The organism is Streptomyces pseudoechinosporeus, from assembly GCF_054783935.1.
Genome location: NZ_BAAGPS010000067.1, coordinates 17,113 through 40,213, shown reverse-complemented (window position 1 = coordinate 40,213; position 23,101 = coordinate 17,113). Strand labels below are relative to the sequence as shown.

Sequence of the window (23,101 nt, the reverse complement as noted above, 5' to 3'; positions counted from 1 at the left end):
GCCGGCATGAGCCGACGGCCAAGCGCGCATCAATGCCCGGAACTTCACCCCGGAAGAGAATGACCCGCCCGCCGCTTGACCCAGGAGACTATTCCTGCCGCGAGCCCGCCGGCGGCGGCGAGAAGCCCGAGCAGCGCTGTCGATGCCAGCATGAGCAGGCCGGTGCGGCTGTCGAGGACCTGCGCCTGGACTGCGGTGGCCGCGACGCTGCCTGACTGCTCAGTGAGGAAGAAGCGGGAGTCGTTGGAGTTCGCACGGTGATCGCCGAGCAGGAAGAGCCGCCCCTCAGGTACTACCACATCGTACGCGTGGGTCATGCCGGACGGATCGCCGTCCTTCACGTACGGTTCGGCAAGCGGCTTCCCGTTCACCGTCACCGGCCCGCCGGCGCTCTGCCTGACGTGGTCGCCACCCATGCCGATCACGCGCTGCAGCACGGCCATGCCCTCGTAACGATTCCCCGTCCGGTAGAGCACCACATCACCCCGTTCTATCGCACCCGTGTCGGTTCTCTCGAGGAAGACGAATTCACCGGGGGAATAGGTCGGATTCATGGAATCGCCGTTGATGGTGGCCGACGTGTACCTGGTGCCGATCACCAGAATCGCGCCCACAGTCAGAGCCGACCCGGCAGGGCCCAGCACCCATCCGGCAAGCCGAAATCCGCGTCCAGCGCGTCCCATGTCACGTCACCTGACCCATCGGACGCATGAACTGCAAGAATTCTCCCTTGAATTCTTCCTCGATGGTATTCCAGGGGAGTTCCAGCCGTAGCGGCTCCCCGTTCGTGGCCTCGACGATTCGCTCGACCCGCATTCTTTCCACATTCCGATCGCAGATTGGGGACGGGAGACGTGCCGAATGTCCGACACAACCCCCGGAATCGCTTTAAGGGATGTTATAGACGGCGTCGTATCACTGGCGCCGCTCGAACAGCTCCAGGTTCAGGCGTCGTCGCCGGAGCCGGGCTTGAACGTCGCGCCGAGGTCGTACTGGGCGATCCCGAAAGGTCGAAAATCTGCATCCGCGAGAACTCTATAGAGGAATTCCGACGTGGACATGTCGTACTGACACCACTCGCCGCCGTCGGCTCGCGCGAGGATGGGATACTCACCGGGCCGCTGGGCATCGATCAGCCAACAGTACTCATCGCCCCATTCCGTGGAGGCCCACTCGACCAGACCCTTACCTCCCGGGGCGTAAACCGAGTAGGGATCCACAGCAGAAACATCACCATACCTTCCGTCTTGCTCGACCGAAAGGGCCACTCGCCACTGCGTGAGGAAGTCGAAGACGACACCCTCGTCACGCGCGAGAAAGAAGACGGAATCAGAGAATACGCCGCCACCAAAGGCCTCGAAGAGCTCTTTGTAGTCCGCCGGCAGCGGGACCTGCAACTCCTCTTCCATCGCCGCCCAGTCGACAGGAAGCCCCAGCGGCTCCCAACCAGTCAGCTCGATCACACGCTGCACCCACATACGGCAACCTTTCAGAAGGAAAAGGGTGTGGGTGAACATCATCAGCGATATTCACCCACACCCATTGTATCTTCGGCGAACTGGCTGCCTAACTCAGGGCTGGAGCCCTGAAGGTGTATTCCAGATCGTAATGGGATCGAGCGGAGCTTCCCCGGTGTCCATGTTCAACCATTTGATGGTCAGGTAATCCGGAGCGCCATTTCGGCCGGTGTAGTGGGCGGTTACTTCATAGTAGACCGTGTCCCCCGCCTCCACCATCCTGGCAACCTCGTTCTCCACCTTCCTCATCTGAGACCTGTTGGGTCTTCCATACAAGGAAACCAGATTCCGACGGTCGGTACCGCTACCGCCCAGCGCATTGGCCAAGAGGTGACCGCGGTTCATCCCCGCCTTCATGCCCGGCGTGATGGTCTCCGGATGATCCCTCATGGGACGCGGAACCGGCGATCCCGCGATCATGGAGTCGGAGTTGCCCATCGTCTGGCCCTTGTCGTTGATCCAGCTGAAGTCGCCCTTGTTGAGACAGGCCCGCACACCCTGCGCCCTGTCGTACTTGTCGAGGGGCTGGTAGAACACCGCGCTCTGGTCATCGGTGCAGTTGCCCTCCGTGAACGGGAACAGCGTATCCGCCGGCACCCAGTCCCAGTCGTCCTCGGGCGTGGTGAGCCGGCCCTTGCTGAGGTCGCCCGTGTGCTCGGACGAGTAGCCGTTGGGGGCCGTTTCGTTGTACCACCCGATGCCCGTGAGGAACGTGTCGACGACGGTGAGCCAGCCGCCCTTCGCCTTCTTCGCGCCACCGGCGACGGCGTCCCCGGCATCACCGAAGAAGTCCTCGCAGGCGTCCCACCCGAAGCAGTGCCCATCGATCTCTATGAAGGTCGTGGGGTTGCCACCGGTGAAGGCATACCGGTTCCCGGTGTAGGGATCCGAGCCGAGGCCCATGTCCGCGAGGGCGCCGTTGTACATGTCCCGACTGGTGAACCGGTTGAGTCCGGGGTTGTAGTCCCGGAAGCCCATGTCGTAGGTGCCGGCGTGGGCGTCCCACCGCTTGGAGTTGTAGCGGTAGGGGTTGTACGCCTCCTTCGTCGGGTTGCCGGCGTCGGGCTTGTCGATACCGGTGAACTCGGACTCGTCGTCCGAGCCGTAGGCCGTGTAGCCGTAAGTGGCCTTGGAGTTGCCGTCCTTGTCGGTCAGCGTTTCGACGTCGGTGTGCGAGTTGTAGCCGTAGTAGCTGTCCTCGCTGGTGCCATCGGTCTTGTGCGTGACCTGGGACAGCCGCTCGCCCCACGGGCTGTACTGGTACGACTTGGTGAGCTCGCCGGCGACCTCCTCACCCAGCACCTCGGTCGACAGGCCGAGGTAGCTGAAGTCGGTCGTCTTGCCGTCGGCCGTCTTGGACGCCGTGCGGTCCAGCGGGTCGAAGGTGTACTTCGTCGACTTCAGCGCGCCGGCGTCGTCCATCTTCTGGGACTCGACGACATGGTCGAAGCCGTCGTACACCGAGCGTTCGATGACCTTGCCGCCGCCGGTGACGGACTCCTGACGACCGAACGGGTCGTAGTTGTAGGTGGCCGTCGAGCCGCCCACCGTCGCCGAGAGCAGCCGGTTGCGGTCGTAGGTGTACGTCGTGGACGTGCCCTTGACCGTCTGGCTGATGACGTTGGCGTTGTCGTCGTGGACGTACGTCTCGGTGCCCGCGCCGTTGCCGGTCTTGACCGACTTGGCGAGCCGGTTCACGGGGTCGTAGGTGTAGTCCGTGGTCGACTCGAGGTAAGCCGCGTTGTTGTCGGCGTTCATCTTCTTCGCGACGTCCTGCGCCTTGTTCCCATTGGGGTCGTAGGCGTAGGTGTGCGAGGAGACGAGGGTGCTGTTCGGCTTCTTCTCCGTGGTCGTCTTGACCGCACCGTTGAGGTAGTAGGTGTAGTCGACCGTGTTCTTGTTGTTCTTGGTTTCCTGGAGCTTCAGGCCCCGGTCGGTGTACGTGTAGGACGTCACCTTCGGCGAGGCGTCCGTCGCGCTCTTGCCCACCGAGACCGACTGGACCAGATCACGCAGGTTGTAGGTGTACTTGGAGAACTGGTCGGGGTGGGTGATCGTCTCCGGCTTGCCATTGGCGTCGTACACGTACGACGTGGCCTTCTTCTCCTGGCCGGCCAGCGCCTCGGTCACCTTCTGGACCTGGTTGAGGCCCGTGTAGGCGACCGTGTACGCGTCGATCTTCGCACCGGAGGAGGTGTCGTCGATCGAGGTCAGGTTGCCGTTGACGTCGTAGGCGTAGGCGAAGGACTTCGTCTCGCTGTCGGTCTCACCTGAGGTGTCCCGTACCAGCTTGACCGCGTCCGCGACGACGATCCCGCCGGCGTTCTGCTCCAGCTTCAGCTTGGCGTCGTTGCCCTGCTTGAGGCTGTAGGAGCCGAGCGACACCCAGGTGCCGGTGGACGCGTTCTGGTCCTTGGTCACCGCCGGGTGGGTGGTCGTGCCCTGGGACAGGGTGTACTTAGCCGTCGTCGCGGCGCCGGTCACCTTCGGGAACTTCACATACGCGGTGTAGGTGCCGTCCTTGGGGATGTTCAGCGTCCACGTGTAGGCATCGGTGCCCGTGCCGGCCGCATGCGTGCGGTGGTCGTAGCCCTGCTGCCCAGCGATGTCACCCTTCGCCCACGTACCCGTGGAAGAGGTGTGCTGGGTGTCGGAGTTGTCCACCAGGACCACCGACTTGCCCACCGGAACGCCGTCGTCCGCCTTGGACTTCAGCTTGCCGTCGGGGTAGTGCGACCACGTCATGGTGCGGTCCGAGGAGCCGCCCGCAGAGGTGAGCGTGCGAGCCTTCTGCTGGCCCAGCTCGGTGTAGTCGAAGGTGGTGGTGATGTCCCACGGGTCGGTGGACTTCTTCGTCCAGCCGTTGTCGAAGTACTCGAAGACCGTGTCGTTGCGGACCGTCTGGCCCTCCGACGGCGGCAGTGAGCTCTTCGTCACCCGGCCCACCGCGTCGTACACCGTCTGCGTGTAGACGTTCGGGCTGTTGTAGCGGCCGTCGTTCGGGTCGTACGGCTGGAACTGCTTGACCGGACGGTTCAGCGCGTCGTACTCGGTGCGCTGGGTGAAGTCGTCCGCGGTGGCCGTGGCCGTACCCCGCGGGGTGATCACCTTGGTGGTGTTGCCGACCTGGTCGTACTCGAACTGACTCGTGCGGAACGTGGTTCCCTCGTAAGGGACCCGGACCTCCTTCTGCTTACCGCGCTCGTCGTAGTCGACGTACGTGATGTTGCCCTCGGCGTCCTTGGTCTGGATGACCAGGGAGTCCTTGTCGTAGGTGGTCGAGGTGGACTTGCCGGCCGCGTTCGTGACCGTGGTGACCCGGTGGTTCAGGTCGTAGGCGGTCTTGGTCAGGTAGTCGGACGTGTCCGCCGTGGCGTTCTTCTTCGGGTCGACGATCTGGGTGACGTTGCCGACGCTGTCGTACGTGTAGGAGATCTTGTCCTGATCGGAGTTCACCACGGAGGTGAGCTGGTAGATCTCGTCGTACGCGTTGGTGGTGACGTGGTCGGTCGCATCCGACGTGGTCAGCACGCCCTTCGGCTCGGTCGTCGCCTTGAGGTTGCCGACCTTGTCGTAGGTGTAGACCGTCTTGCGCTCACTGGAGGTGGCCGTGTCCTTCGGCGCGGTCTCCGAGGTGATCTGGTCCGCCGCGTCGTACACCGCCGTGGACACCGCACCATTGGGTGCGGTCGCCTTGGTGACGTTGTCGTTCGCGTCGTACTCCGGCGCCGGCATCGTGATCAGGACGCCCGCCGCCTGGTCCTTCGGCACCGTCTTCACCAGCGGGCGGCCGAACGCGTCGTACTCCTGCGTGGTTTTCTTGCCCAGCGCGTCGGTGGCCTCGCGGACCTGGCCGCGCTCGTCGTAGACGAAGGACGTCGCCTTGCCCAGCGCGTCGGTGATCTTCGCCGGGTAACCCGTGGGACCGAAGTCGCTGTTGGTCGTCGGGTTGCCGTTGGCGTCGATCGCCTTGGTCATCTGACCGTAGGCGTCGTACTCGTACTTGGTGGTGTAGTCGTCCGCCGTCGACGTCGCGACACCCTTGGGGTCGGTGACCGTCTTCAGGTTGCCGAACGAGTCATAGCCGAACTGCCACTTACGGCCCTCCGGAGAGGTCTTGGTGTACAGGTCGGCCGAGTAGCCGTCCAGACGGGTCTGGTAGCTGTACTGCTGCGAGTTGGCCGGGTACGTACCCGGAGCACATTCCGAGGCAGCCGGAACACCGGACTTGTTGTTCTCCGCGTCCCGCGACCAGAGCGGATAGCCGGTCTTCTGGTCGTAGCAGTACGCGGTTTTGGCGCCGTTGGCCTCCTCCAGATACGTGACGTTGTTGTCCCCGTCCCACGCCATCTTGGTGGTCTGGGACTTGGCGTTCGTCGTCTGCACCGGACGGCCGAAGTCGTCCGTCACATAGGAGGTGGTGTGAGACTCCGCGTCCGTCACCTTGGTGTCGGTGAACTTCGCGTTCGACGCGTTCGCCGCGTACGTGAACCCGGTCGTCCCGTTCAGACGGTCGGTGACCGTCTTCGTCCACCAGTGGTACTTCGGGTCGTCCCCGGCCGACGGCTCGTTGTACGCCAGCTTCGTGGCGTTGTTCCGCGGGTCGGTGATCTGGACCAGCTTGACGTTCTTGTTGCCCTGCGTGGCGTCGTACGTGAAGCCGAAGACCTTCGGCTGGGCCGAGCCCACGCCGTCGGTCATCTTGGTCATCAGGCCCTTGTCCGAGTACTCGAACGTGAGCTTGCGGCCCGAGATCTCGGTGACCGACTGGATGTGGTCCTCGATCTTCGGCGAGGTCGCCTCGGCCTTGTCGTAGTAGTCGACCGTGAGCGACTGCCGGCCCGCCGGGTCCGTGATGTAGACCAGGAACTTCGTCGGCTTGTTGTTGGACCTGCGCTCCTCGTACGTGTACGTCTGCGTGTTGCCGTTCTTGTCGATCGCGGACGTCATGTAGCCGTCGCAGCCGAACAGGAAGCGGGTGCCGTCGGGGCGCGTGAGCGTCCAGGCGTCCGGGATCGGGTCCTTGGCCGGGGTGCAGTCCAGGCCCGCCTTGGGCGTGATCTTGTAGTGGACGCCGGCCGGGGCCTTCCACGTGCCGTCCGGCTGCTTGCGGAAGACGTGCGTGGTGCCGTCGCCGTCCGGGAGGCGGATCTCCGTCGGGTTCGGGTTGGGGTGGAAGTCCAGCGGCGCACCCAGCCGGATCGGGCCCGAGGCCTGGAACGACCAACCGTGGCCGGAGACCGTGTCCGAGGTGTCCAGCGAGTTGTACGCCACCCGGAAGAACGTGTTCAGGCCCCGGCCGGGGTTGTTGAACGCGTTGTACTGCCACACGCTGTTACCGGCCGCCAGGTTGTTCATCACCGTCGAGCCGGCGCCGGCGTTCTTGCCGGTGTAGGAGTAGAACTTCTCCATACCCAGCTGGTTCGACGTCGGGTCCTCGACGGCGACGTTCTGCTTCAGGCCCGGGATGCCGGAGGTGCCGGAGACCCAGGTGCCGGCGGTCTTGTTGTGCACGTCCCAGGTCAGGACGTAGTCCGTCCGCTTGTTGCCGTTGTCCGAGTTGATCGGCGTCTTGACGGCGGCCTGCAGGTTGACGGTGTCACCCGGCACCATGTCCTTCGGCAGCGCCGTCTGGACCTGGTTGCCGCCGTTGGTGACGTCCGTGCCGTCGGGCAGGGTCCACCGGTACGACAGCACGTGGTCGGCGGTCGTCCAGTTGGCGGTGGTGGTGTTGGTGAGGGTGAAGTCGACCGTGTAGTCGCTGTTCGGCGTCATGCGCGCAGGAGTCTGCGGCGCGTAGTACGTCGAGGCGGTGGTCGAGTCGATGTACGTGACCACGATGCGGGGCCGCAGGCGCTGCTCGGTGCCCTCGGAGGACAGGAACAGCGTCCGCTCCTGGGACGCGGCCTCGTCGGCCATCTTGATGACCACGCCCTGCTGCGAGGAGGGGGTGGTCACCCAGGACTGGGCGAGGGAGGTGATGCTCCAGTCGTGCCGGGCGGGGTCGTTCGTCTTCGACCCCGTATCACCCGCAACGGCGCCGAAGTCACCGCCGACCGTGGTCCAGTTGGTGGTGGCATTCGCCTTGACCCACGTGGCCGTGGCCTCGTCGAAGTCGCGGGTGAGCGGGCGGATTTCGTACAGGGCGCCGGCGGCGTCGGTGGCGGTCTGGGTGGACCACAGGCGCACCTTTGCGTCCAGGACCCGGGCCGTCTGCGGGATGCCCAGGGCCGGGAACTTCAGCACCGCACGCGTGTCACCGTAGGTGGCGGAGTTGTTGCCGACACTCAACCAGTTCTTCGGACCGCCGTCGTCGATCGTGTCATGCGTCGACGTCGACCGGGCCGCGGACAGCGTGGTGTCCTGAACCGCGTCGAGAACCTTGGTCGTCCGGCCCGCCTTGGGGAGGCGGACGAGCTGGGTCGGCGCGCCGACGATCTGCCCGTCCTTCGTCTTGACCGCGACCATGTAGTAGTACGCCCGGCCGAACGGATCCGGATCGTCCGCCTTCGTCGGCGTTGCCGAGGTGTCCGTGTACGACGTCGTCCCCGGAGCGACCGGGGCGACGAGCGTCGCAGCCGACGGCGTGAACGTCTGGTTGATGGAGCGGTGGACCTGGTACTCGGCGAGGTCGTCACCGGTGCCGATCGGGTCCTGGTCGTCGTACGCGGACCAGTTCAGCTCCGCGCCGGTGTCGTGAATCGTGGTCGGGGCGGCGAGGTCGACGCCCTGCTGGCCGAAGGTCAGCACCAGGCGCGGGTAGTTCGCGGTCTCACCGCCGTACCCGAACTCGGAGCCCTCGTACCGCGGACCGCCCTTGGGACCGTTCGCGGACTCGTCACCCGCCTTGATCACGAACCCGTTGTTCGCATACGTCCCGTCGATCCACTGCTGGACCGTCTTCGTCACCGGGAAGCTGTGCCAGGTGTTCAGCTCACCGGGCTGCTTGGTGACCACACCACCCTTGGTGAACCGCACCGCATCCGCGATCACCGCCGTCGACGTGGAGACCGGCCCATCACCGAGCACGACCTTGCCCAACGTGCCGGCCTTGAACGGATGCGAGCCGAGGGCCTTCCACACACCGCCGGTGCCGGCCTGCTGGTTGACCGTGTAGCTCTTGGTGCCGCCGTTGTAGGTGACGGTGTACGGGGCGTTCGTGGCGCGGTCGGAGGCCGGGACGTAGTGCGTCTCGACCTGATATGTGCCGTCCTCGGGAAGACTCGGCTGCCAGGTGTAGGTGTCACCCGCGACCGAATCCTTGTTGTACATGTACGTCTGGTTCACCGCGTACTGCGTGAACGCCGTGTTCCCCGACGCCGGCCACGAACCCACCGCCGCCGTACGGCCCGCCTCACCGTTGTCCACCACCACCGACGTACCGGACAGCTCACCGGTGATCGCGTTGGCGCTGTTCCAGGTTGCCTGGTCCTCGGCCCACGCCTGGGTGGCGCGGTGCGCCTCCAGCTGGACCTCGGTGTCGCCGGTGGTGTGGGTCTGGTCGTAGTACAGCTTGAGGTCGGCCGAGTCCAGCTTGGTGCCGGCCGGGACGCCGGTGAGCGGGAACTTCAGCAGGGCGCGGGAGGCGCCGGTGCTGGTGTTGCCGACCGACAGACGCCAGTTGTCGTCGTAGTTCGACCCCGGACCGTCCGAGGAGATCATCACGTCCTGCGCCGTGGTCGGCGTCGGCGCGATGGCGATCGTCGGGTCGATCGTGACCGGATACTGCCGCTCGGGCGCGGCCAGCCACGTCGCGTCCGGGGTGACCGTCAGCTTCCAGCCCTTGCCCACCCGGGTGAGCTTCTGCTGGACGGCGGAGCTGTAGGCGGTGCCGTACGGCGACGCGGTGTCCTTCTTCGCGTCCGTCATGAACGCGGCCGGGATCACCAGGACGGGATTCGCGCCCTCGCCGTAGAAGCGGACCGAGCCATCCTTGCCCGCCTTCGGCGTGAGCCCGCCCGCGTCCAGCGTGAACGTGAACGACACCGGCTTGGCGGGCCGGCCGTCCAGGATGATGTTTTCCTTCACCCGGCCAGGACCGACCTGGTACGACAGGTCCGCACCGGCCACGGCGTCCTTGTACGTGACGGTGTCGCCCTTGGCGACGGGGGTGAGCTTGGCCGCGCCTTCGAGGCCCAGAGTCACCGCATGCCCGTCACCGGACTCGAAGCGGAGCAGCCTGTCGGCGTCGGACCCGAACCAACTACTCGCAGCGTTCGTCGTGTTGGCGAAGTCGTAGCCCTTGGTGCGGGTCGGGGTGACCGTGGGGTCGATGTCCTTCCAGGACTTCCCCGAGCGATACCCGGTCGGCATCGCCGACACCTCGGTCTGCACCCGGCCGTCGGACAGCTTCCAGTACCGGGCGTTCGCCGTACGTCTGCCCGTCAGTTCCGCAACGCGTTTCGTCTTCCCGTCCGCCTTGCCCTTCGGCAGCTTCTCCCGGCTCGGCAGGACCGGAGTCCCACCGGTCGACGGCTCCTCCGGCTCGCCTGACTCGCCTTCGTCGTCCGAGAACCAGCCCGCGAAGGTATCGACAATACCCTCGCCGTCATCACTCGAAACCGGTGCCGCATAAGCGACTTGTGGCAGCATGGTCCCGGCGACCGCCGAAACTACGAGGCAGGCTATCGCCCGCCCGTATCTCACTTTCACGCCATTCCCTTCATCGGCACCCATTCCGCGCAGGCGAAAGAGGCGCACCGACGCGCCGGCACGGGGGCTCCGTCGCCGGTCACGGTGGACCTGACCTCGACCGGAGCGCCTCGGGGCATGCCAGCCAAGACCGCCTTCCGCATACGGAAAAACGGCCTCGCCAGAGGTGAGCGTGATCGTGGTGGGAGGATCTTCAGCACGGAGTTGAGAGTTCCGTCAACTGCCTTCTTAATTAGGGCATTTCGCTGACCGTATTGCGGGCGGTTGGGTTGCCTTGCCCGACTTTTCCGGTGCCTGGCATTTCTTGAATCCGATGGTGTATAACCCAGCCGAATTCATGTCTACAGAAAGCTGGGCCATGCCGACGACCGAAGAACCGGAAGGACCGGATGAGTCCAAAACCCCGGACGGCACAAAGGTTTCCGAGACCCCGGACGACCGCCGCACCGACCGCGGCGGCATCGCCGTCGCCGCGGCTCTGCTGCTCGCATGCGGCGCGTTCGTCGCCTACGGAGTCCTCGACTCCGATGACGACCCGGCGGGCAAACGGGCGACCACGCCCACCGCCGAGGTGACCTACGAGGTGCTCGGCGAGGGCGCGGTCGACATCTCCTACCGCGGGGCTGGCGGCGACAAGGCGGACACCGTCACGAACGTCGGCCTGCCGTGGAGGAAGACCGTGAGCGTGCCGCTCGGCGCCTCCCCGATCGTCAACGTCACCCTCGGCGAGAAGGGCGGCACGGCCAGCTGCACCCTCGCCGTACGTGGCAAGCACGTCCAACGCGCCACCGCCACCGGCGCCTTCGGCCGGACCACGTGCAGCAGTGAACTCCCCACCCCCGAAGCGTCCGCAGCGCCTGAAGGAGCCCAGTGATCCCGCACCTTGTCCGCCGTACGGCCAGGGGCGTGGTGACCACCGCCGTCACCTTCGCGACCCTCGGTCTCACCTCCTCGGTGACGCCGGCGGCGCAGATACCGGCCGGAGTGCGGAGCATCGCGCTGCACGGCTCCGATCCCGCCCAACGGTCGCTGTCCGCTCGGCGCACAGAGCCGTTCAGCCTGCTCGGCGTCACCTGGGCCGAACCGCGCGCCGAGCTCGGCGGCACGGCAGAGGTCCGTACGCGCGACAGGGCCACCGGTTTCTGGTCCGGCTGGCGTGAGCTCGAACTCGACATACGTACGCCCGAGGTCGGGATCGATGCCGAAGCCGGCGGGGTGCGCGCCGGAACCCAGCCGCTGTGGACCGGGCCGTCCGATGGCGTACAGGTCCGGGTGACCGGGCAGCACGGCAAGCTGTCGCGGCTGCCGGACGGGCTGCGCCTGGAGCTGGTGGACCCGGACGGGACCGGGGCGACCTCCTCCACGTCGTACGCCTCCACCGCCACCGCGAGCACGGCGCCTCAGCCCGTCGTAACCCCGCGCTCGGGCTGGGGCGCCGACGAGTCACTGGTGAAGGACCCGGCAGCGTACACCACGGACACGAAGGTGGTGTTCACCCACCACACGGCGGGCACCAACGACTACACCTGCGAGCAGTCCCCGGACATCATCCGCGCGATCTTCCTCTACCACGTACAGGGTCAGGGCTGGAACGACATCGGCTACCACTTCCTCGTCGACAAGTGCGGCACCGTCTTCGAGGGCCGCGCGGGCGGCATCGACAAGCCGGTCGTCGGCGCACAGACGTACGGCTTCAACACGGACACCTCGGGCGTCGCCGTCCTCGGCAACTACAACGACGCGATCTCCTCGCAGCCCGTGCTCGACGCGGTGGCCGCGGTCGCCGCCTGGAAGCTCGGACTGTACGGATACGACGCTGCCGGAACCGTCGTACTCACCGCCGCTGCCGACAACGGCAAGTACACCAAAGGCCAGAAGGTCACCCTGAACCGGATCTCCGGCCACCGAGACGGCTACCCGACCGAGTGCCCCGGCAACAACCTGTACGCCGACCTGCCGGCCATCCGCACGCTCGCCTCGGCGGCGCAAACGGGTTGAGCTCGTCGGGAGAAGACCGGCCGGGCCGTAACGACCCTTGCGGCACACGCGAGATCTGCGTCAGACGACGATCACAACATCGGGGAAGAGATCGGGGAAGAGGATGCGCAGCATGAAGAACACGTCGGTGCGCGCCAGGATAAGCGCAGCGGTCACCGCCCTCGCCGCCTGTATGGGGCTGATGGCCACCGCCACGCCGGCTCACGCCGCTGAGTACAAGGTCACGAGCAACTGCGATGTTCCCTGGATCAACTGCTCCGAAGGCGACCTCTGGCTGCTGTACAACTCCAAGGAGTACGCCATCAAGGATGGCCGCTACGTCACCAGTTGGTCCATGTTCTACGGGAACGTCTACGACTACTACGGGACCAGCCAGTACCAGGGCTCGACCCTGACGACGTACCGCTACGTCTTCAACGGCAACGGCTACGGCGCGTGGCAGTACATGAAGAACAACGCGGCCTCGGCGCAGAACTGCTCCGGAACCGACAACTACCGCGTGTACTACAACTCGGGCTACGGCGGCACCTCACAGTATTTCGCCCACCGAGAGCCCTACGGCGACTGCAATCTCACCAACCTGATCTCGGCGCTCAAGAACGAGAACGCATCGCAGCACTTCGCCTGAGCCACCGCCACCACGGATAGGGGACATCACCATGAACTGGAACAAGCGCACTGCCGCTGCTGCGGCCATGGCAGCGGCGACCGCCTTGATCACCGGATGCGGTGCAGGGACCGCGGCCGACACTGCAGGTGCCACGCCAGTGGCGGAGAACAAGCCGATGGTGGACAAGGAGAACTGGCCCAAGGCAACTCCGGAGCGGGGACTGGCGAAGGGCCTGTCTCTGCCGTTGGAGGCGTACATGCAGACCTACGAGGACACCGTGACCCTGGACCAGGCGTCGCGGAAGCTCCAGGAGAGGTGCATGGCCGATTACGGCTTCTCCATAGAGCTGCCGCCGGCCGGTACGACTCCGCCACCGAACGACAACGACGCCAACATGGAGCGCAGATACGGGCTAACCGACCGTCAGTCCGCCGCCCAGTACGGGTACGGCCTGCCTGAGGCGTTGAACAACCAGGTGCGGCAGAAGATGCCCGATCTGACGGATGAACAGGTTCAGGTGCTGACCGGGCACTCCAAGCCCACCGATCCGACCGCGCCCGATGCGGCCCTGGCCGCCGAACCAGCCCCCGAGTCCTACAAGGGCAAGAAGATCCACAAGGGAGGCTGCTCCGGGTGGGCGAAGGACAAACTGAAGCAGCCCACACCCGAGGACCTGGCGTTCGTCTCCGAACTGAACGGAAACAGCTTCACCGAGTCCATGCGGGCCCCGGCCGTGAGGCAGGGCCTGGCCGACTGGTCGCAGTGCATGAAAGCCGGAGGCTACACGGCTGCCACCCCGTTCGAGGCGACGGAGATCGCGCCGCACGCGGAAGGCGGGGCGGCATCGAAGGAGGAGATCGCCGTCGCGCTGGCGGAAATCGACTGCAAGGAGAAGACCGGTCTGGTCGCGGTGTGGTTCGCCGAGGAATCGAAGATCCAGAAGGCGCAGATCGCCGAGCACCAGGACAAGCTGAACGTCACCCGTACGCAGAACAGCAGCGCGGTGGCCGCGGCCAACGCGGAACTGGCCGGCTGATGCCCAGCGCGGGGCGGATCGTGGGCGCCGTGGCGGGCGGGCTGGTGATCGTCGGTACTGCCGTCTTCGGCGGAGTGAAGCTGGCGACAAGCGCCAATGAGGACCTCGCACGTGGCTTCCCGCCGCACCCGTCCGCATCCGACCCCACCACGGAGCTGATCACGGGCACGGTCACCGCGGAAGAGAGGAAGCGGCTCGGCGCACAGATCGCGGCCTCCACGGACGGAAGCGTGACGGTGTACACGCCACTGCGGGAAGGGGACATGGTCACACTTCCCGTTATCCTCACCAACCCCTCCGACGCGCCCCGCGTCGTCCAGGCACGCATTGAGGTCCATGCAAGCCCGTACGGGCAGCAAGTGAGCCTTCACCAGGCCGTCGTCGACAGCGGCGACCTGTTGGTCCCTCACGCGACCCTGCTGACCGAGATCAGCGTCCAGGGCGCGCACAGTCTCCACCTCCGCGATCTGTCGGTGGAGATCCGTCAAGCCGGCAGTCAGGGCTGAGCGCGCCATTCGTCCAACCCGAGGACGCGGTCATATCGTGCCCGTTGCGAGCACACGACGGTGAGCCGCAGGGCCTGGTGGACAACGGACAGAATGCGACGCTGGAAAGGTCAGCCCTTCCGGGCTACGGAACTGGGCAGGCATTCAAATTTCAGGCATATCTGGAGCTCTGACCTGCGAGAAGGTGCCGATTGCGGCGGTGGTGGCTGACCGCTTGGACGTACCCATCCTCGAACGGCGCGTGGCCTGAGTACCGACGAACTGGTGTTGTCGGTGAAGGGCAGGGTCGGACGGTGTGCGGGGATCGGTGCACATAGACGTCCCGTACGAGAACGCCGTCGCCTGCTCGGCGCCCTAGAACGAAACCGTGACGGGTGAGGCGTGTCAGGCGCTGGGGCTGGCCTCCGAGGCGTGTATCGCCATAGCCATGCGTGCGGCAGCGGCCGCTTTCAGGCGGACGGTACGGGCCTCCTAGACGAGAGCCGTCCGGGGAAGTGATCTAGCCTCCCTGTTTCGCGCGCCCAGCAGACTGGAGGTCTTGATGTTGTAAGTGATCTTCGGTCGTAAGCTCGTTGTCGCCTGCCGGTGGAAGTCCGGTCCGGGTAGCTGCCAGGAGGCCCGGTAGCAGACTGGCGGCGTCGGGGGGAAACGCCCGGCGTCGAAGCCCAATGCCGAAAGCCCTGCAAGGGGGAGCAAAGCAGCGGTCCGTAGCATCACGCGAAGCCTGCGGCGTCGTTAGAGGCCCGCCTCTCGGGGCGGGGACAGGGAGTGCCGAGCCCCCGAAATCAGGGCGAAGGCCATGGAAGCGGCGAAGATCCTGGAGATGCAGCCGTGAGGGACTCCCCGGCGTATGGGGCGTGGAACGTTGCGACGGTGACAGCGGGAACTGGGGAGGCCCTCCCCGGCCCGGCGGCCTGCGGACAGCTGCCGCCGGAAGCTGCGCGTTCTATAACCGGGTGCACCCCGGGAAGTGGACGCGAGCCGGGTGGGCGTCGGAGGCGGCCGTAGTACCGCGATTAGCCGGACGGACAACACAACCTCTGGCCAGGGAAGGGCCGCTGCTTCGTCGATGCGCAGTCTGTCTGGAGGGACTTGGTGAGTGCCGTTACGGCTAGTTCCACCACGTCGGGATCCCTGAAGCTGGATCCGGTCCGAGCCCGGCGCTCGGCCCTTCCGGTCAACTCCAGCCGAGTTCCTCGCCCGCGCCGAGGAGGCGATGGCCGGGCAGAAGGGCTGGACGTTCGCGGTGAAGGGCCGCGAGGGCTTGGTCCTGCGGGGCGAGGAGAACGCCGCGACCTACACGGCCACCGTGCACCGGACCACCGGCGACCTGTGGGCGCTGCACTCCACCGGCACCACCCTCAGCAAGGGCGTGAGCAAGCCCGAGGAGATCTACATTGCCGAGGGGACGGCCTACGTCAAGAAGGGCACGGCCGCCTGGGAGCACGGGCCCCTCACCGACCCGGAGTTCGCGGACAAGGTCGAGGATCCCCTCGCCGCGCTGGAGGCGTTCCGGGGATACGGCGACGAGGTCACCCTCACCGCGTCGGAGGACGGCCCGGATGGCCGAGCCGAACTGCGTGTCCGTACGGCGGCGGGTTCGCTGACCGGCGTACGGGACCAGGGTGTCGTACAAAAGGCCCTGCGTGAACTCGCCCCCACCCTGCGGCAGTTGCGCGCGGCCGGCGTGGCCGCCCCCGAGAGCGAGATCGCCGTGGAGAGAGTCGAGGAGTCGCTCGTCCTCGACGCCTCGACGTACCGGGTCACCGTTCACACCTTCAAGTGCACCTTCCTGATCCCTTACGACGGGCAGCGCATCCGGTACGACCAGGAGGTGACCGAGCGGACCTCGGGGACGTGCAAGGGGACCGTCGTGCTGCCGAAAGGGGTGATGGACGCCATGTGAGAGGGCGGTACGCCTGTCCCTGAGAACAGGGCCGATCGCCGTGGGTGTGCCTCCCCATGAGTCCTGTTGCGTCCGCTACGAGCCCTGCCGAGATTTGCCTGGCAGCAGCTCCTGATGGCGCAAGATCAGCATGTCGGCGATGAGGCACGTGACCTCGCCGTCGGCGTCCCGGCCGATCCACACCGGGTAGGAGCCGTCTCCCATGCCGCTCGGGTAGACGATGAGGTTGCCCCCGGACTCCGGGTCGTCGAGGACGAGGATGCTGTCGGCGCTGTCGTCGTCCGGGATGGCGTTCTCTCCGCCGGTGAGCCTGCCGGCCGTCGCGGCGTCGACGAAGCAGCCGGTGCCGGTGTCCACGCCGAAGCCGTAGAACTCGCCCTCCCGCAGTGTCCGCGGGTCCTCACCGGGACGCAACGCCAGCTCCCAAGTCGCCGTAGGTTTCTCGGAGATGAGGAGGCGCGCCCCGGTGAAATCCTCCATGTGCAGCTGCTTGCCCCAGAACTCGCTCGGGTAGGCCGCAGTCGCGATCTGCATGCGGTAGCTGCCGGGCGGTACGGCCACCGTGAACGGCTCCCCGGGATCCGTCCAGCCCGGATCGCAGGCGACGACCCGGCCGGTCGGCAGCCGTAGCGGTCCTGCGTCGATGACGCGCTCGACAGCATACGGGCCGGTGGCCTGGTCGTCCGGTGGGGAGAACCGGGTGCCGGGCGTGAACATCTCGTCGAGGTAGCGAGGGCGCAGGGGGCTGGGCGGAGACCATCCGGGGGCGATGGCATGACCGTGTTGCCGGTTCTCCGGACCGCCTTGATGTGGATCTTCCTCCGGTATGTCCCGCAGGGTGACGTCGGATTCGCGCCCGTCGGTCACCATGGCCACAGCCCACGCCCAGTCGCCGAATGCGGGAGCCGGCGCCCAGCGCTGCTCGTCCGGAATATCGGCCAGGGTGTGCAGTGAGCCGCCCCCGATCCCCTTCGGTTCAGAGACCTTCCGGCCCTTGCCGTCCGGGTAGAGGTCGACGAGAACGCGACCCGCGTTGTCTGCGAACTCCGCCATGTCCTCGGTGTCGTATCGCCAATGAGCGATGTGGCGGAGGAAGAGCCGATCGGGTTCCAGGCGGCGTAGATCGAGCTCGCGGGTGCGGCGGCCCTGGTCGTCGTACGCCCACACGCCCAGGTAGTCGTGCGCCCATGCGATGTGCAGTACGGCGACCGGCCGCGGGCGCCCTCGCTCGCGCAGCACCACGGCGTACCGCTCGCCTGCGGCGTCCCGGTTCGCGGCGTGCTCCCGGCTGATGGGTCCGAGGACCGTGCGGGAGGCGGCGTCCCAGTCGTCCCCGTACGTCACGTCAATGATCACGCTGATCTCAGCGTCGGGGAGGGCGGATCTGTCACAGCCGTGCTCGTCTGCCGGCCACGCGGTGCATCGGTGCAGGCAGACCGTGGCGCCGGCTGGGTGTCTACCTTGGTTGCTGCGGATCTGTCGGGTATGAAGTCCGGCCCTGGCGTGTCAGTGCCCGTCGTTACTCTTCCGCCGTGAGCAACATACGAGGCCATGGTGACGGGCCCTCCTACGCATGGCGGGATCTGTTGCAGCGCTGGAGTGACGAATGGCTCGACCCGGTGCTGCATGAGCAGGAGAGGGCTGAACCGTTCCCCGATGAGGTCCGCAGGGCCCGCTGGCTGGGCAGCGGCGGGGCCACCGGCGAGGAGCTCGACGCTCTCGAGGACCGCCTGGGTGCCATGCTCCCCACGAGCTACCGGCAGTTCCTGCTGACGAGCAACGGCTGGCTCAACACAACCCATGACATCGAACGGATCCTGCAGGTCCATGAGGTGGGATGGGCGCGGGACCTGGATCCCGCCCTCGTCACCGGCTGGACCGACGGATACGGCGATGCCGGCTTTCGGGTCGATGACGAGGAGTATTTCGTCTACGGCGAGGCCCAGGACCCGGTCTCGATCCGCCCCGAGTACCTGCCGCACACCCTGAAGATCAGTCACACGCCGGAGGCCACCGACGTCTACCTCCTCAACCCCTGCGTGGTCACGCCTGACGGTGAGTGGGAAGCCTGGTACCTCGCTCATTGGCTGCCCGGCGCGGTCCGCTACCGGTCGTTCTGGGACTTGATGAACGGCGAGTACAGGCGCTTCCGCGGCGAATGGTGACCGTAACGGACACCGTCGTACGCTGCTGCTGCTCGCACGCAGCGTAGGCGCTCACGGGCATGAACATCCCCGTCGAGGGGGTGTGCGGGCATGACGGCGTGCCTCCGTGGCGGAGCGAGTACGTCAGTGTCAATCCCCAGTTTTCGTAGAGACGTTGGTTATGCGGCCCGGCCTTCCCGATCGGTCCGGGCTCGCGCTTCCTGGATGATCCGTTCGAACTCGGCGGGTGGTTTCCCGCCGGCCGCGCTGTGGCGGCGCTTGGTGTTGTAGAAGTCCGCGATCCACGTCGCGGTCTTCAGCCGGGCCTCGGCCCGCGTACGGAACGTGTGTCGGTGGACGTACTCGACCTTGAGGACGGAGTGGAACGACTCCGCGGCGGCGTTGTCCGGGGCCGACCCAACGCGCCCCATCGACTGCACCACGCCCCAGCGGCCGCACAGCTGCTGGAACGCCTCGGAGGTGTATTCGCTGCCGCGGTCGGTGTGGAAGATGACGCCGTCGACCTGGCCGTCTCTGGTCGCGATCGCCATCTGCAGGGCGGCGCTGACCAGCGCGGCATCGTGTCGCTCGCCCCTCGCATAGCCCAGAGCGCGGCGGGAGAAGGCGTCGTGGACGGATGCGAGGTAGAGCTTGCCCTCGCCGGTGTCGATCTCCGTCATGTCGCCCCACCACAGCACGTCGGGCGCGATGGCGTCGAACTTGCGTCGCACCAGGTCAGGGGCGGCTTTCCGCTTGCCGGGGCGGGTCAGCGAACGGCGTCGGCGAGGCGGCTTGCGGCCCTGCAGGCCGAGCTCGGCCATGATCTCGGCGACGGTGTTCTGCGACACCTGCCAGCCCTCCTCCCACAGGTCCAGCGTGATCCTCGGCGAGCTGTACGTCCGGCCGGAGCGGTCGAAGAAGCAGCGGATCCGCTCGGCCAGCGCCGCCCGCCTGGCCTCGCGCTTCGTCGGCTCGGCCGGCCGACGGCGCCACTTGTAAAACCACGCCTCCGACACGCCCAGAGCCCGGCAGGAGGTGCGGTGCGGAACGTTGTGCACGGTCTTCTGGTCGCTGATCACCCCGACGAGAGCCGCCGGGTCCGCCACAGCTACTTCACCCACAAGACCATGCAGCGTTTGAGCACCTCACGCTCCATGGCCAGCTCCTTGTTGTCCTTCTTCAGCTGCGCGTTCTCCCGCCGCAGCCGCGCCAGTTCCTCGCTCTCGCCCACCGGCCCGGCCCCGCCGGCCCTGCGGGCCCGGGACACCCAACTGGCCAGCGTGGTCTCGTTGATCCCGAGATCCTTCGCGACCTGCGCGATCGGCTTGCCGGTCTCGGTGACGATCCGCACAGCCCCCTCGCGGAACTCCGCGTCGAACTTCCGCCTCTTGCCCGCCATGACTCCCAACTTCCCCTGCAGTCACGGTCTCTACGCTACGAGGGGAAGGTCAGCACACCTATGCCTCGATCATGCTGGAAGCGGCGGAGTCCGTTGTGACCTTGGCGCGGTGGCTCGGGCACTCCTCGCCGGCGATCACCCTCGGTTACTATGCTCACTTCATGCCGGAGGCCGGGAGCAAGGGGCGTACTGCCCTCGACGGACTGCTCGGGAGACGGGGAGATCTGCATGCCGACCGAAACTCCCCAGATTCTCCCCAGGGCCGTTGACGGGTCATTTCCGCTGCTGTGCCCTTCTGGGGTAGGTCGTGGATTGTAAGACTGAAGAGACAGGTGGCCTGGGAAAATGCTAAGAGAGGTCACCGTGACCCGCTACATCACGCCCCTGCGTGAGGGCGGCTCGCTGCCGGGGCTCGTCGAGGCCGATGACCTCGGAACGTACGTCATGAAGTTCACCGGCGCCGGGCAAGGGCGCAAGACCCTCGTGGCGGAGGTCGTCTGCGGTGAGCTCGCGCGTCGCCTGGGCCTGCGCGTGCCGGGACTGGTCACGATCGGGCTCGATCCGGTCATCGGACTCGGTGAACCGGATGAGGAAGTACAGGAGTTGCTCAAGTCGAGCGGTGGGCTGAACCTCGGGATGGACTTTCTCTCCCGGGCGATCGGATTCGACGCCCTCGCGCACCGGGTGAGCCCGGAGGAAGCCGGGAAGATCGTCTGGTTCGACGCGCTGGTCAACAACGTGGACCGATCATGGCGAAACCCCAACTTGCTTGTGTGGCAAGGTGATCTATGGCTGATCGACCACGGCGCCACCATGATCTGGCACCACAACTGGCCCGGCGCACCCGCCTCCGCGGCCCGGCCGTACGACGCCTCCGACCACGCCCTCGCGCCCTTCGGCCCCGATATCGCCTCCGTTGCTGCTCAGTTGGCGCCGCTGATCACCGAGGAACTGCTCGCCGAGGTGACCGCTGAGATCCCCGAAGTCTGGCTGACGGACGAGCCGGGGTTCGACTCGGCCGACGCGCTCAGGCGCGCCTACGCGGAGCCGCTGTTGGCGCGCGCCGCCACCATTCACGAGCGCATCGAGATCAGCGAGGTGGGGGCGAAGTGAGCGGGCGCGACGGCCGTGACGTCTACGAGTACGCCCTGCTGCGCGTCGTACCGCGCGTCGAGCGGGGGGAGTGCTTCAACGCGGGCGTGCTGGTGTACTGCCGCGCGAAGTCCTTCGTGGCCGCGCGCACGCATCTCGACGAGGCCAAGCTGCGGGCGCTGGACCCGGCAGCGGACGCGACCGGCGTGCGCGCCGCGCTGCGTGCCGTCGAGGGCGTCTGCGCCGGGGGTGAGGCGGCGGGGCAGGCGGCGAGCGACGACGCGGGGCGGCGCTTCCGCTGGCTGATCGCGCCCCGCTCGACCGTCGTCCAGCCGGGTCCCGTGCATACGGGTCTCACCGCGGATCCCGAGGCCGAGGTCGGGCGGCTTCTCGACTTGCTGGTGAGGTGATGGATCACATGTGCGCGGTGTTCCGTTGACACCGCGTGCCAGGGCTTCTAGCGTCACATCCGCTGAAGGGTACTAAGCGGTCGCTCACCTCATGGGCGTACCGTGTGAGCGCAGGCTTTTCAAAGGCGAGGAGAACCAGCAATGTCCACCACTGAGCAGCGGGTCGCCGTAGTCACCGGTGCCGCGCGCGGTATCGGCGCCGCGACCGCCGTACGCCTGGCCGCCGAGGGGCGTGCCGTCGCGGTGATCGATCTCGACGAGGCCGCCTGCAAGGACACCGTGGAGAAGATCACCTCCGCCGGTGGCAAGGCGATCGCCGTCGGCTGCGACGTCTCCGACGAGGCCCAGGTCGAGGCCGCCGTGACGCGGATCGCCGAGGAGCTCGGAGCGCCGACCATCCTCGTGAACAACGCGGGCGTGCTCCGCGACAACCTCCTCTTCAAGATGTCCGCGTCCGACTGGGACACGGTCATGAACGTGCACCTGCGCGGCGCCTTCCTGATGACGCGGGCCGTCCAGAAGTACATGGTGGACGCCAAGTTCGGCCGCGTCGTCAACCTCTCCTCGTCCTCGGCGCTCGGCAACCGCGGCCAGGTCAACTACTCGGCCGCCAAGGCCGGTCTGCAGGGCTTCACCAAGACGCTCGCGCACGAGCTCGGCAAGTTCGGCGTCACCGCGAACGCCGTCGCGCCCGGCTTCATCGCCACCGACATGACCGCCGCCACCGCCGAGCGGGTCGGCATGGGCTTCGAGGAGTTCCAGGCCGCGGCCGCCACTCAGATCCCCGTACAGCGCGTCGGCAGGCCGGACGACGTCGCGAACGCGATCGCCTTCTTCACAGGTGACGACGCCGGATTCGTCTCCGGACAGGTGCTGTACGTTGCCGGCGGACCGCTCAACTGAGGCCGGGAAAGCCAGGGACAAGGGACATGACCACTGTGGAACTCTCGGGCAAGGTCGCGCTCATCACCGGCGCGAGCCGCGGCATCGGCTACGGCATCGCGGAGGCGCTGATCGCCCGCGGTGACCGGGTGTGCATCACCGGCCGCAACGAGGAAGCGCTCAAGGAGGCCGTCGAGAAGCTCGGCGCCGACCGCGTCATCGGCGTCGCGGGCAAGGCGCATGACGAGGCCCACCAGGCTGTCGCCGTCGAGCGCACGATGGAGGTGTACGGCCGCATCGACTTCCTGGTCAACAACGCCGGTACGAACCCGGTGTTCGGGCCGATGGCCGAGCTGGACCTGAACGTCGCGCGCAAGGTCTTCGAGACCAATGTGATCTCCGCGCTCGGCTTCGCCCAGCGGACGTGGAAGGCCTGGCAGAGCGAGAACGGCGGCGCGATCGTCAACATCGCCTCCATCGCCGGCGTCTCGGCCTCGCCGTTCATCGGCGCGTACGGCATGAGCAAGGCCGCGATGATCAACCTGACCGTCCAGCTGGCGCACGAGTACGCGCCCAAGGTGCGGGTCAACGCGATCGCGCCGGCCGTGGTGAAGACCAAGTTCGCCGAAGCGCTGTGGGAGGGCCGCGAGGAGGAGGCCGCCGCGTCCTACCCGCTGGGCCGGCTCGGCATGCCGTCGGACATCGGGGGTGCCGCCGCGTTCCTCACCTCGGAACAGTCGGACTGGATCACCGGGCAGACGCTCGTCGTCGACGGCGGGATCTTCCTCAACGCCGGCGTCGGCTGACGGCAGCGGCTGGCGCCCGCGCGACCTGGCCGGATCCGCGCGGGCGCCCGCCTGAGAAGGCGGGCAGTAACGAGTCAGAAACGGTTCCGTCATCGCCCGGGCAGTGCGCTGACCAAGTGCTTGCCAGGGCGGCGGGCAAAGCG

At 66.8% G+C, this 23,101-nt stretch carries 17 protein-coding genes and 1 pseudogene; 12 read left to right on the top strand and 6 right to left on the bottom strand.

The features are described from left to right. Positions 1-44: 44 nt before the first annotated feature. The 3 genes from lepB to ACYVO6_RS40380 all read right to left on the bottom strand — a co-directional run bounded on the left by lepB (position 45) and on the right by ACYVO6_RS40380 (position 10,109). Positions 45-614, bottom strand: coding sequence for a signal peptidase I (lepB, locus tag ACYVO6_RS40390; protein WP_461070363.1), 570 nt, complete (start codon positions 612-614; stop codon positions 45-47). A gap of 330 nt (positions 615-944) precedes the next feature. Further along, on the bottom strand, positions 945-1,463 hold the full coding sequence (locus ACYVO6_RS40385) for an SMI1/KNR4 family protein (protein ID WP_461070361.1): 519 nt from the start codon (positions 1,461-1,463) through the stop codon (positions 945-947). Between the two features lie 108 nt (positions 1,464-1,571). Beyond that, positions 1,572-10,109, bottom strand: a complete 8,538-nt coding sequence (locus ACYVO6_RS40380; protein ID WP_461070359.1) for a golvesin C-terminal-like domain-containing protein — start codon at positions 10,107-10,109, stop codon at positions 1,572-1,574. A gap of 418 nt (positions 10,110-10,527) precedes the next feature. On the opposite strand from ACYVO6_RS40380, the gene ACYVO6_RS40375 reads away from it, so the two are divergent. From ACYVO6_RS40375 to ACYVO6_RS40350, 6 genes are all read left to right on the top strand, one after another. Next, the gene (locus tag ACYVO6_RS40375; protein WP_461070357.1) at positions 10,528-11,043 is read left to right on the top strand and encodes an MmpS family transport accessory protein; all 516 of its coding nucleotides are present in this window, start codon (positions 10,528-10,530) and stop codon (positions 11,041-11,043) included. Beyond that, positions 11,040-12,167 carry an N-acetylmuramoyl-L-alanine amidase gene (locus ACYVO6_RS40370; RefSeq protein WP_461070355.1) on the top strand — a complete coding sequence of 376 codons (1,128 nt, stop codon included), beginning with the start codon at positions 11,040-11,042 and terminating at the stop codon, positions 12,165-12,167. Before ACYVO6_RS40375 ends, ACYVO6_RS40370 begins: the two co-directional genes overlap by 4 nt. 181 nt (positions 12,168-12,348) lie before the next feature. Continuing rightward, the gene (locus ACYVO6_RS40365; protein ID WP_461070353.1) at positions 12,349-12,795 is read left to right on the top strand and encodes a hypothetical protein; all 447 of its coding nucleotides are present in this window, start codon (positions 12,349-12,351) and stop codon (positions 12,793-12,795) included. Positions 12,796-12,934: 139 nt separating this feature from the next. Next, a complete protein-coding gene (locus tag ACYVO6_RS40360) occupies positions 12,935-13,813 on the top strand; it encodes a hypothetical protein (RefSeq protein ID WP_461070351.1) in 879 nt (292 codons plus the stop codon). Further along, a complete protein-coding gene (locus tag ACYVO6_RS40355) occupies positions 13,813-14,319 on the top strand; it encodes a hypothetical protein (RefSeq protein WP_461070349.1) in 507 nt (168 codons plus the stop codon). Before ACYVO6_RS40360 ends, ACYVO6_RS40355 begins: the two co-directional genes overlap by 1 nt. A 1,216-nt stretch (positions 14,320-15,535) precedes the next feature. Next, positions 15,536-16,225: a hypothetical protein gene (locus ACYVO6_RS40350; protein WP_461070347.1), complete on the top strand. Its 690-nt coding sequence runs from the start codon at positions 15,536-15,538 to the stop codon at positions 16,223-16,225. Positions 16,226-16,300: 75 nt separating this feature from the next. On the opposite strand, the gene ACYVO6_RS40345 is transcribed toward ACYVO6_RS40350, so the two are convergent. After that, positions 16,301-17,581 (bottom strand): DUF4241 domain-containing protein, encoded by a 1,281-nt coding sequence (locus ACYVO6_RS40345; protein ID WP_461070345.1) that lies wholly within the window; start codon positions 17,579-17,581, stop codon positions 16,301-16,303. A 176-nt stretch (positions 17,582-17,757) separates the two neighbouring features. On the opposite strand from ACYVO6_RS40345, the gene ACYVO6_RS40340 reads away from it, so the two are divergent. Continuing rightward, entirely contained in the window at positions 17,758-18,390 is a 633-nt protein-coding gene (locus ACYVO6_RS40340) for an SMI1/KNR4 family protein (RefSeq protein ID WP_461070343.1), read from the top strand. A gap of 158 nt (positions 18,391-18,548) precedes the next feature. On the opposite strand, the gene ACYVO6_RS40335 is transcribed toward ACYVO6_RS40340, so the two are convergent. Next, a complete protein-coding gene (locus tag ACYVO6_RS40335; RefSeq protein WP_461070341.1) occupies positions 18,549-19,490 on the bottom strand; it encodes an IS3 family transposase in 942 nt (313 codons plus the stop codon). Next, a complete protein-coding gene (locus ACYVO6_RS40330; RefSeq protein WP_461070339.1) occupies positions 19,478-19,768 on the bottom strand; it encodes a transposase in 291 nt (96 codons plus the stop codon). The genes ACYVO6_RS40335 and ACYVO6_RS40330 overlap by 13 nt, the downstream gene beginning before the upstream one ends. Before the next feature lie 50 nt (positions 19,769-19,818). Between ACYVO6_RS40330 and ACYVO6_RS40325 the strand changes: the two are divergent. The 5 genes and pseudogenes from ACYVO6_RS40325 to ACYVO6_RS40305 form a co-directional block, all read left to right on the top strand. Further along, positions 19,819-20,037 (top strand): annotated as a pseudogene (locus ACYVO6_RS40325) (site-specific integrase); the annotation flags it as partial. 76 nt (positions 20,038-20,113) lie between these two features. After that, positions 20,114-20,881 (top strand): HipA family kinase, encoded by a 768-nt coding sequence (locus ACYVO6_RS40320; RefSeq protein ID WP_461070337.1) that lies wholly within the window; start codon positions 20,114-20,116, stop codon positions 20,879-20,881. After that, complete coding sequence (locus tag ACYVO6_RS40315) at positions 20,878-21,270, top strand: DUF3037 domain-containing protein (protein ID WP_461070335.1); 393 nt, start codon at positions 20,878-20,880, stop codon at positions 21,268-21,270. The genes ACYVO6_RS40320 and ACYVO6_RS40315 overlap by 4 nt, the downstream gene beginning before the upstream one ends. Before the next feature lie 141 nt (positions 21,271-21,411). Continuing rightward, positions 21,412-22,173, top strand: a complete 762-nt coding sequence (gene fabG, locus ACYVO6_RS40310; protein WP_461070333.1) for a 3-oxoacyl-ACP reductase FabG — start codon at positions 21,412-21,414, stop codon at positions 22,171-22,173. Positions 22,174-22,199: 26 nt separating this feature from the next. Next, positions 22,200-22,958: an SDR family oxidoreductase gene (locus ACYVO6_RS40305; protein WP_461070331.1), complete on the top strand. Its 759-nt coding sequence runs from the start codon at positions 22,200-22,202 to the stop codon at positions 22,956-22,958. The last annotated feature ends 143 nt before the right edge of the window (positions 22,959-23,101 follow it).